We start from the raw sequence: 9,195 nt of genomic DNA on the forward strand, positions 1-9,195 counted from the left end.
GCGAGGTCCCATGCGTCGGCTCATCCGACAAGTTCAATCCCTGGTGGCGGCGGCCGCGCTCGCGGCGTCCCTGCCGGGCTGCGGCCGGGAATCGGCCTGGTCCGCGCCGCCCCCTGCTTCCAGCACGGTGGACCTGATTCGTCGAGGCCCCGGTGGCACGACGCGCTTCATGGCGCGCAATGTGCTTTACCGCATGGATCGAAACGTGGCCATGTTCCTGTCCGAAATGAACGCGGACATCCTGGCGCGCGACCCCTCCATGCCCTTCGTACCGGCCAACAAGAGCGAGTTCAAGCTGCTGATTCACAAGGCCTCGGTCGACAAGGGGGCTGCTGACCTCGAGGCGGTGATGAACACTTACGTGTTCAATGATGCCGATTCGCCGATCAAGGACCTGCGCATTCGCTTCAATGGCGATCGCCTGGTCATGTCGGGGCGCATGAAAAAGGGTGTCTGGGTCTCCTTCGAAATGGAAGGGGTGCTGGAACCTACCCCGGATGGCAAGATTCGCTTGGTTCCCAAGGTGATCAAGTCGATGGGCCTGCGGGTTGACGGCCTGATCGGCCTGTTCGGGATCGAACTGGCCAAGCTGATGAAGGCGCGCGAGGAGAAGGGGCTGGCAGTGGCCGGCAACGACATCATCATGGACCCTGCCAGGTTGTATCCCCCGCCCCAGATGATCTGCAAGGTCAGCGCGATCGGCATCCGCAACAACGCGCTTCACATTGAGATGGATGATGGCAAGGCACGCCCGTGGCCGGAGGACCTCCCGGCGCCCCAAGCGCGCGCCACATTGCTGATGTGGGGCGGTGATGTCTTGATCAATTCGGTTCTGAACCTCAATGCCAAGATGCAGGTGCTCGACGCCACGCCACAAACCCCCATGGTCTTTGCGCTCGACCGTTACCGCGAACAACTGGAGGCGGGTTATGTGACGCCGACCCGTGCCGGCCACCTGATCGCCTATGTGCCGGACGTGCTCGACTACAACGGGGACATGGGGCGTCACGCGCCGTCCGCCTTCCCGGTTCCCGGCATCAAGGAAGGGCCCTCCGACCTGCGCCCCGGCAGTGGCGGCGTGTGGCAAGGGGGCAGCACGCGCGTGGACACGTCTGAAGAAGAAGCCGCCGCGCAAGGACTGCCGCTCGGACGGCTGGAACCCAGCAGGCGCTGAGGTCGGCCGAGAGATTGGCGTCTATCTCCAGTGGCGGGGCGCGGCCAAATCTCCAAAAAAAAAGGGGAAGGCATGCAGCCACCCCTCTCAATGACCCCAGTCTAGCGGATGGAAGCCACAGGGGACGTGATCGCGGTCACTTCCGGCGTGCGATGTCGCCTGGTCCACTGATGCCGGATCCAGCGGCGAAGCGTGTCTTGCTCCTGGGACGTCACGACCCCCCCCTTCCAGCACGCCAGCGCGTAGATCACGGTGCCGAGGGGGGCGCCAATGGCGAGTGCCAGGGCCGGTGGCAGGTGGCTTGCCAGCGCCCAGAGGGGGACGAAGGTGACGGTGGCCGCCCGTGTGATCCGCGCCAGACTGGACCAGTCCGGACGGATGCCACCGCAGGCGCGGGCCGCCAGCCCCACTCCCGCGGCGACGCTGAGGCTCTGGGCAATCGCCGTGACCCAGGCTGCTCCCTGGGCCCCGTGAGCGGGAATGATCTGGATGGCCAGCAAGAGATAGAGCAGCGCCGTCGCCAGCCCCATGCGGAGCACCGCGCGTTGTTGCTCCAGCGCGTACAGCACGCTGCTGGCTGGAAATCCCAGGGCCATGGCGATCGCCCCGGCCCACAGCAGAATGGAGAAGGGGGCCACCATCCCTCCGTAGGCCTCGCCGTAGATCCAAGGGAGCAGGGGCGGTCCGAGAACCGTGCCGAGGGTGGCCAACCAAACGGCCGTGGCCCCCATCCATCGCCCTGCGACGCGATACAGGCTGCCCACTCGGGCCGTGTCTCCGGCTCCCACGGCCCGCGACATGGCGGGCACCAGGACGCCGATCAGGCTGCCCGGGATGGTCCGCATGGCCAGCTGAGCCAGTCCGAAGGCCAGCGTGTAGTAGGCCACCTCGGAGGGCGCGCCGCTTTGGCCCAGAAACAAGACGCCTGAGCGTTGCCAGATCAGGGCATCCAACAAGACCATCAAAGCCAGTGGTGCGGCGAATTTTCTGAGCTCGCGCTGGCGCGCGCCGGGCAGGGGCTGATGCCACCAGCCGGCGCGCCAGCGTGTCAGGCCCCGCCAGAGAACGGCGCAGCCCATCCCCCAGGCAATCGTCTGGGCCAGCAAGACGCCGACCAGGCCCCCATCCCAGGCCATGGCCAGGCCGGTCGCGAGGACCAGGCTGGCCGCCCACAGCGCACTGGCCAGGGCGCACTGCCCGTAGCGTTGCAGCGCCTGACACGCTCCCAGCAGCCAGGTGAACAAGCTGCTGGTGGCAATCAGAGGGAGGGCGGCGGAGAGGGCCGAATCCAGTCCGTGTTGACCGTAGGTGCTCACCATCGACGGCCCCAGGGCCAGCCACAGCAGGCTGACCCAGAACAGATTGCGTCCCCACGTTCGCAGGCCGCGAGTCAGGTAGCCAGCTGCCAGTTCGGGGGCGGCTGCCCCTTGGGCTTCCGAGACGTACTTGACGGTGGTGGTGATGCCTCCCAGGTGGACGAGCACACCCGCCATGGCGATCAGCCACCCCAGCAAGCCGTAAGCGCCCATTCCATCGGGCGAAAACCAGCGGGCCAGCGCGACCGTCAGGCCCAGCTGAGCACCGGCTTGAATCGCCATGCTGAGCGCGTGGTGACGGGTTTGCTGCGCCATCGACACCAGGGCCTGCCTTCAATCGACCTCGCCTGGCGGCGAGACCTCCAGCAGGGGACGCAGCAGGCGGGCGGGCACGCCTCCGATGAGACTGCCGGGTGGGTAGGAGCGAGTCACGACGGCACCGGCGGCGACCACGCTGCCTTCGCCCAGTGAGACCCCCTTGACGATCGTCACGCCGCTTCCGAGCCAGACGTTGCGTCCGATGTGGACGGCCGCCAGGCGGTAACCCTGGGCTCGGTAAGGAGTGCCTTCGGGCGAGAAGGCGTGGTCGTGGTCCCGGATGGACACGCCCTCGGCAATCAGGCAGTCGTCCCCGATCTCGACGCCATGCAAGGCACTGATCGTGCACCACGGGCCGATATGCACGTTCTGTCCGACCTGAATGCGGCTGCCGGGGTCGGCTTTGAACTCGCAGCCACGTCGTAGCACGCTGCCGGCACCGAAGCTCACCTCGGTGTTGGGCGCCAGGCGCCAGAGAACGCCGGCTTCGACCTTGACACTGTCGGGCAGGCGCAGGCCGGGGTGTCGCCGCAGGAGCAGCGCCCGCTGGCTGCGCGAGCGCCAGTGGACCAATCGCTCATCCCAGCGCCCCAGGGTGCTGAGCAGGCGGATGGGGAGACTGGTTGTCATGTCAGGCCCCCCTGTGGCAGCCCGCGTCGCTGGCCTGGTGAGCCGCCACGGCAGTGCGGTAGTGGGACTCGGTTCGGGCTGCCAGCTGGGCCAGGGTGAATCGCTGCTGGACCTCCTGATGGGCCGCCTCCCCCAGACGGCGACGCCAAGCTTCGTTTTCCACCGTCGTGCGCAACGCGTTGGCCAGGGCCTCGGGGTGGCTCGCCGGAACCAGCAGGCCACTGCGACCGTGCTCGATGATTTCCAGGGCGCCGCCGGCACGGCACGCCACCACCGGCTTTCCGCAGGCCATGGCCTCCAGGTAGACCATTCCGAACGGCTCGAATGGCGAGGGAGCCACGAACACGTCACAGGCGCCGTACAGCGCAGGTAACTCCTGATAGGGGCGATGTCCGAGAAATCGGATGCGATCCGCGAGCCCGCTCTCGCGGCTCAGTCGCTGCAAGTGTCCCAGCACGCTGTCCCCTTGCCGGCTCAGGTCGGTGCTGTAGCCAGCCAGGTGAAGATGCAATTGCGGCAACTGAGGAGCCAGTCTGGCGAAGGCTTCCCACAGCGTCAAGACGCCCTTGCGACGCTCCAATCGTCCCACGTAAAGCAACAGGATAGCCTGCTCGTCGAGCCCGTGGGCGCGGCGATACGGGCCTCCTTCCGAGGGCTTGAAACGCTGGGTGTCGATTCCTAGCGGCAGCACCTCCAGCCGTCTGCTGGCCTCCAGACCGGGAAAATCACGAGATGCCTCGCGGGCCAGGGCCTGCGAGTTGGCCAGAACCCGCTCGGCCCGTCGGAGTACCTGGGCCTCCAGGCGCGTACACAGGCGATCGTCCAGGGTGAGGGGGACGGCGTTCAGGGCGCGAACCAGCCGGGTGTGGCTGTGCAGACGGGCGATCAGGGGACAACGTCGGACGAGTGAGACCCCCAGGCCCCAAGCCTGATATTCCGGGACCTCGACCACGTCGAAAGGGTCTTGGCGATCGAGCGCTTGATAGCGCTTGCCCGCCGCCAATGCAAACGCAAGGCTGCGTGAACTGGTGCCGAGCCAGCGACGGCCGAACGGCAGCCTGAAAGCTTCGGTGCGACCCACCCCGAGCAGACGCACCGTTCCCGCTTGCGGCCTGGGGGGGCTGGACGGTGGCTCCCCGTCTGCCAGCACGGTCACGCAGTGGCCCCGCGCCGCCAGGCCTTTGGCCAGGTTGTCGGTATAGGTGCCGATGCCACCGGTTTCGGGCAGACTGGGATGCTCGCGAGAGACCAGGCAGATGTTCAAGGCTCTCGAATGCAGAGGCTCTTCAGGCGCCAAGGGGCAACTCCTCGCGATGTGTCGTGGCCGGGGCCAGCGATTCCACCTGTTTGATTCGCCGCCGGAGACGGGTGACGCGATGGCGCTGTGCCAGATACCGCAGGGTCTGCCACCAATGGCGCCAGTGCAATCCGCGTCTGCGCTGCACCAGTTCAAGTTCCGCAGAGGCCCAGGCGTGGGCCAGCACCACCTGCTGATGGTCCAGCCCCGAGGTCCTCACCAGGCCGGTATAGCCGTTGTAATCGCGGAAGTCGCCCTCGCGATGATAGCCCGCCTTGATGAAGGCTTCGCGGCTTTCCGTGCCAGGATAGGGGGTCATCAAGGAGACGCTGTACTCGCACGGCAGGGTTCGCGCGGTGGCGATCGTCTGACGAATGCTTTGCCAGGTTTCCGTCAGGGCGCCCACGATGAAGAAGCCCGTCACGGCAATACCCAGCTCCGCACAGGTCTGCATGTTCACCAGCACGCGTTTGAGGGCCTGCCCGTTCTGATGGATGTCGCGCAAAATCGTCTCATCGACGGATTCGACGCCGGTCATGATGCGGACGAAGCCTGCTTCCCTGAGACGCTCGAGATCCTGACGATTCAGCGCCTCCAGGTCGGTTTCGGTGGTGATGGCCAGCTGACGCTGGCCAGCCAACCGCTCGGCCAGGGCCATCAGGTGCGGCTTGCGCCAGGAAATGTTCGGGTCCCGGGTCTGCACCCGACGGGCGCCCATGTTGGCCAGGTGAGCGAATTCGGCTGCCAGGTGGTCGAGTGAGCGCGCCCGCCACTCGGCGCCCTGATAGACGAAGTACGGGCACATCGCGCAGCCTTTGGGACAGCCTCGGCTGGTCAACACGTAGTAGACGAAGTCGTCTGCGTGCCCCCTGCGCGTATAGGCCGCGCGGTCGACCCGATGCCAGGCTGGAAAGGGCAAACTGTCCAGATTTTCAAGCGTCTGCCAGCTGGCCGGCGTGGCCGATTGGGGCGGACGCAGGACGGCCCGCTCGGCCTGGCCATCGAGGTAAGCGAGCAGGAGGGCCTCGACCTCGCCGTAGAGGACCGCATCACCCCGAAACTGCCCCAACCAGCGGGAGTGCGTCATTTTCGCGCAGGCGCCGAAGAGGAACACTTGCGCCCGGGGAAGGGCTGTGACCACGGCATTGGCCAGGGCCAGGTCCTCCTTCAGCGAGGGAAGGCTGATGCGCACGCCCACGTGCGTCGGGTTGGTCTCGCAGATGGCGGCGAGCGTTTGTCGGGCGTTCCAGCGCCGGGCGATCGCGTCGACGAAGCGGTTTGGAATGCCAGCCCGGTCTGCGAGCGCCAGCGCGTAAAGCAGGTCCAGCGCGGGAGTGGGAGGGCAGTAGCGGTTCCAGAGTCGTCGTTGGTAGGGCCGCGCGACGCCGACGCCTCCGGCCTTGTCGCGGTCGCTCACAAAACCGGGCATTTCAGGCGGATTGACGAGGCACAGATGCATGGTGACCTCCCTTTCCTCAACGCCCGATGCCGACATACAGAAAACCGAGCTCCCGCATCAGGGGCGGGTCGAACATGTTGCGCCCGTCGATGAAGACGTGATGCTGGTTCATCATCAAGCGCATGCGGCCCAGGTCGAGCGAATGAAATTCCGGCCATTCCGTGGCCAAGACCAGCGCATCGCAACCTTCGGCCATGGTGTAGGGGTCGTCGAAGACCTTCAGACCTGGCGCCAGCAAGCTCGCGTGGGCTGAGGCGACCGGGTCATAGCCGCGAACGGCGGCGCCGCGCTGCAGCAATTGCTGGGCCAGGGACAGGGCGGGGGCATCCCGCACGTCGTCCGTCTCAGGCTTGAAGGCCAGGCCGAGGAGGCCGATGGTTTTGCCCTTCAAGGTCTTCAGATGTTGTTGCAGCTTGAGCAGGGGCACCAGACGCTGGCTCTGGTTGACGTCGATGGTGGCCTTCAGCAGCGACGCATCGTAACCTGCTTCCCGGGCGATCTGCAGCATGGCCAGCAGGTCTTTGGGGAAACAGCTGCCGCCCCAGCCGATGCCGGCTTGCAGAAACTGGCGTCCGATGCGATGGTCGAGCCCGATCCCGTCGGCCACCGCCGTGACATCGGCTCCGACCCTTTCACAGATGTTGGCCATCTCGTTGATGAAACTGATCTTGGTGGCCAGGAAACAGTTGGCCGCGTATTTGATCATCTCCGCCGAGTTGAGGTCCGTCACCACGAAGGGCACGGGTGAGCGAGCGTCTGCGCCAGGAAAACGCTGCTCGATCAGGGGCAAGTACAACGCTCGCATGTGAGCCAGCGCTCTGGGGCTTGCGCTGCCGACCACGATCCGGTCCGGATGTAGACTGTCGTGGATGGCCGAGCCCTCGCGCAGGAACTCCGGGCAACTCACCACGTCGAAGGAGGCCGGGCCGAGGGCCTCTGAGGCGCCGTCTTCGGGGGGACGTTGAGCTTTCCAGGCCGAGCCGACCCCCTGGCGAGTGGCGAGCCCTTCGCGCACCAACATGGCGACCCAATCGCCGCTTCCCACGGGAACGGTGCTCTTGTTGACGATGACCTTGTACGTATTGAGGCTCCGCCCGATCTCCCGGGCCACTCGCTCCACGGCGCTCAGGTCTGCCTCGCCGTGCTCGCCAGTGGGGGTGCCCACCGTGATGAAGATGGTGTCGGCTCGTTGCACCGCCGTCGCCACGTCGGTGGAAAAGGCCAGACGACCGCTGGCGCGTTGCGTATTCACCATTTCTGCCAGCCCAGGCTCGTAGATGGGCATCTCGGCGCGATTGAGGCCGGCGATTTTCTCGACGTGTTCATCGACGCACATCACATCGTGTCCGATGTGGGCCAGGCAGGTACCCGTCACCAGCCCGACGTATCCTGTTCCAATCACGCAAATCCGCATGCCGCCTCCATTTCTTCTGTGTCGCTCCGCGGTGTGACGCCTTCGGGCCATGTAACGCCAAAGTTCCTCGGCGCGACTGGTTGCAACGGACAAAAACGCTGGGCCGAGACGTTGCCCACGGGCTGAATGAGGGCGGGCGCGGCGGGGAATGACGCCCCTGTCGATGCTGAGAACCGACGAGGCGCCACCGCTTGGAACCTGCCGCTGACCAGCCCTCCTCTACCGCCACGCTGCTGGCTGCGTGGTTGCTACGCGATGCGCAGGAGCATCCGGATGTTTGCCTGGCGCGCCTGGCCGAGGCGGCTGGCCCCGCAGTGTCCTGGGAGGCTTGGGGCAGGGAATGCCTGGCACTGGCCGAGTCCGGCCCAGCTTACGGCGTCCCGCAGGCTGAGGACCAGGCCTTGAACCGGGCCTTGCTCGAACTCGTGCTCGCGATCGCGCGGCGAACCCGCGCCCACGACCTGTACGCCCAGGCCTCTCGCTTGTTGATCCAGATGACGAGCCACGGAACGCCCGAAAAAAAATCCTCGCTGCGCGCAGCCTGGGAGTTGGCTCTCGAGGCCGAAGATTTTTCGTACCTGGTCTGGTTAGCCGCGCAGATGCAGCTCGAATTCGGCGAGGGGGCCCTGGAGTTAGCCCCCCTCTGGCAAGCCTGGCGATCCCGCGCGCAGCGTCGTGGTGATCGGCTTGCCTCGGCGGAGTCGGCGCTTTGCCTGGCGTTGCATCGGCGCGCCGCTCGCCAGGTGGCCTATGCCATTCCGCTCTTGGCGGAGGCTGCCGCAGGGTTTTCGGAGCTGGGGGATGATCGGGGCCAGGCGCGCGCGGTGGCCGCCTGGCTGAGCTGTGTGGGCGAGGAGGATGACCCCGCGGAAGCGCACCGCCTGGCCGATGTGCTGGCCCGCCTGATGGCCCGGACGGACGACCCCGACGTGCATCGCTGGCTGCTAGGTGGCTGGTGAGGCGATCCTGGGGCTCATTGGACCGTCGCTATCAGGGGCGCCGAGAAGGTCCCGTCGACCCGGGGCGTGGTGAGGAGTCTGCGTGGCTCGTCTCAATGCGACGACGCACGGCGAGCAGCATCGTGGGCAGAGCCTGGCGCTGCAAAAAGCGGGTCACGGACGCCGGCACGGGCTGGTGCGGCACGACGTGAACGCGGTAGCGCACGCCGGTGCCGTCTCCCAGGTGGGTGAACTCCCATTCGCCATCGTTTCGCAGGAGGTCCCCTCCCACCCCGTGCCAGCTGATACGGGTCGGTTCGAGGCGGCGTTCCGTGATCAGGGTGGTCAGGAAGGGCCCCTGGGCCCCGGTCTGCTCCACCACCTGAAAGTCGCGGGCCTCCTTGAGGCTCCTCGAACTGCGGGAGTGGGGCATGAATTCTGGAAATTTTTGATGGTCCCAGAGAACGGCGCGGCAAACCGACCAAGGGGCCCGCACAAATAACCTCGCCTCGACGGCCGCGCCGGAGTCCACGGGAAGATCGCGAAGCGTGACCTCGCCGCCGCGCTCCGCGGCCCAGGTCGGTCGCGATGGCGTGGGGGTTGACCAGGCCGCCGGCGCGAGAGCGCAGAGCCCCAGCAGGCTAGCGAG

General features: G+C 66.4%; 8 protein-coding genes. 2 read left to right on the forward strand and 6 right to left on the reverse strand.

The genetic code is table 11. The annotated features are described in order from the left end of the window. The first annotated feature begins 10 nt into the window (after window positions 1-10). The gene (locus VKP62_07105) at window positions 11-1,174 is read left to right on the forward strand and encodes a hypothetical protein (protein MEB3196957.1); all 1,164 of its coding nucleotides are present in this window, start codon (window positions 11-13) and stop codon (window positions 1,172-1,174) included. A gap of 101 nt (window positions 1,175-1,275) precedes the next feature. On the opposite strand, the gene VKP62_07110 is transcribed toward VKP62_07105, so the two are convergent. The 5 genes from VKP62_07110 to VKP62_07130 are packed head-to-tail and all read right to left on the reverse strand — an operon-like array spanning window position 1,276 to window position 7,608. After that, window positions 1,276-2,805 carry a polysaccharide biosynthesis C-terminal domain-containing protein gene (locus VKP62_07110; protein ID MEB3196958.1) on the reverse strand — a complete coding sequence of 510 codons (1,530 nt, stop codon included), beginning with the start codon at window positions 2,803-2,805 and terminating at the stop codon, window positions 1,276-1,278. A gap of 18 nt (window positions 2,806-2,823) precedes the next feature. Beyond that, entirely contained in the window at window positions 2,824-3,438 is a 615-nt protein-coding gene (locus VKP62_07115) for an acyltransferase (GenBank protein ID MEB3196959.1), read from the reverse strand. A 1-nt stretch (window position 3,439) separates the two neighbouring features. Beyond that, on the reverse strand, window positions 3,440-4,735 hold the full coding sequence (locus VKP62_07120; GenBank protein MEB3196960.1) for a glycosyltransferase family 4 protein: 1,296 nt from the start codon (window positions 4,733-4,735) through the stop codon (window positions 3,440-3,442). Continuing rightward, entirely contained in the window at window positions 4,725-6,194 is a 1,470-nt protein-coding gene (locus VKP62_07125) for a radical SAM protein (GenBank protein ID MEB3196961.1), read from the reverse strand. Before VKP62_07125 ends, VKP62_07120 begins: the two co-directional genes overlap by 11 nt. A 16-nt stretch (window positions 6,195-6,210) precedes the next feature. Continuing rightward, window positions 6,211-7,608 (reverse strand): UDP-glucose/GDP-mannose dehydrogenase family protein, encoded by a 1,398-nt coding sequence (locus VKP62_07130; GenBank protein ID MEB3196962.1) that lies wholly within the window; start codon window positions 7,606-7,608, stop codon window positions 6,211-6,213. A 191-nt stretch (window positions 7,609-7,799) separates the two neighbouring features. On the opposite strand from VKP62_07130, the gene VKP62_07135 reads away from it, so the two are divergent. Next, window positions 7,800-8,567, forward strand: coding sequence for a hypothetical protein (locus tag VKP62_07135; GenBank protein MEB3196963.1), 768 nt, complete (start codon window positions 7,800-7,802; stop codon window positions 8,565-8,567). A gap of 31 nt (window positions 8,568-8,598) precedes the next feature. On the opposite strand, the gene VKP62_07140 is transcribed toward VKP62_07135, so the two are convergent. After that, window positions 8,599-9,195: SRPBCC family protein (locus tag VKP62_07140; protein MEB3196964.1), on the reverse strand; the 597-nt coding region annotated here is incomplete at its 5' end.

It is taken from the genome of Candidatus Sericytochromatia bacterium, assembly GCA_035285325.1.
Taxonomy (GTDB): domain Bacteria; phylum Cyanobacteriota; class Sericytochromatia; order S15B-MN24; family JAQBPE01; genus JAYKJB01.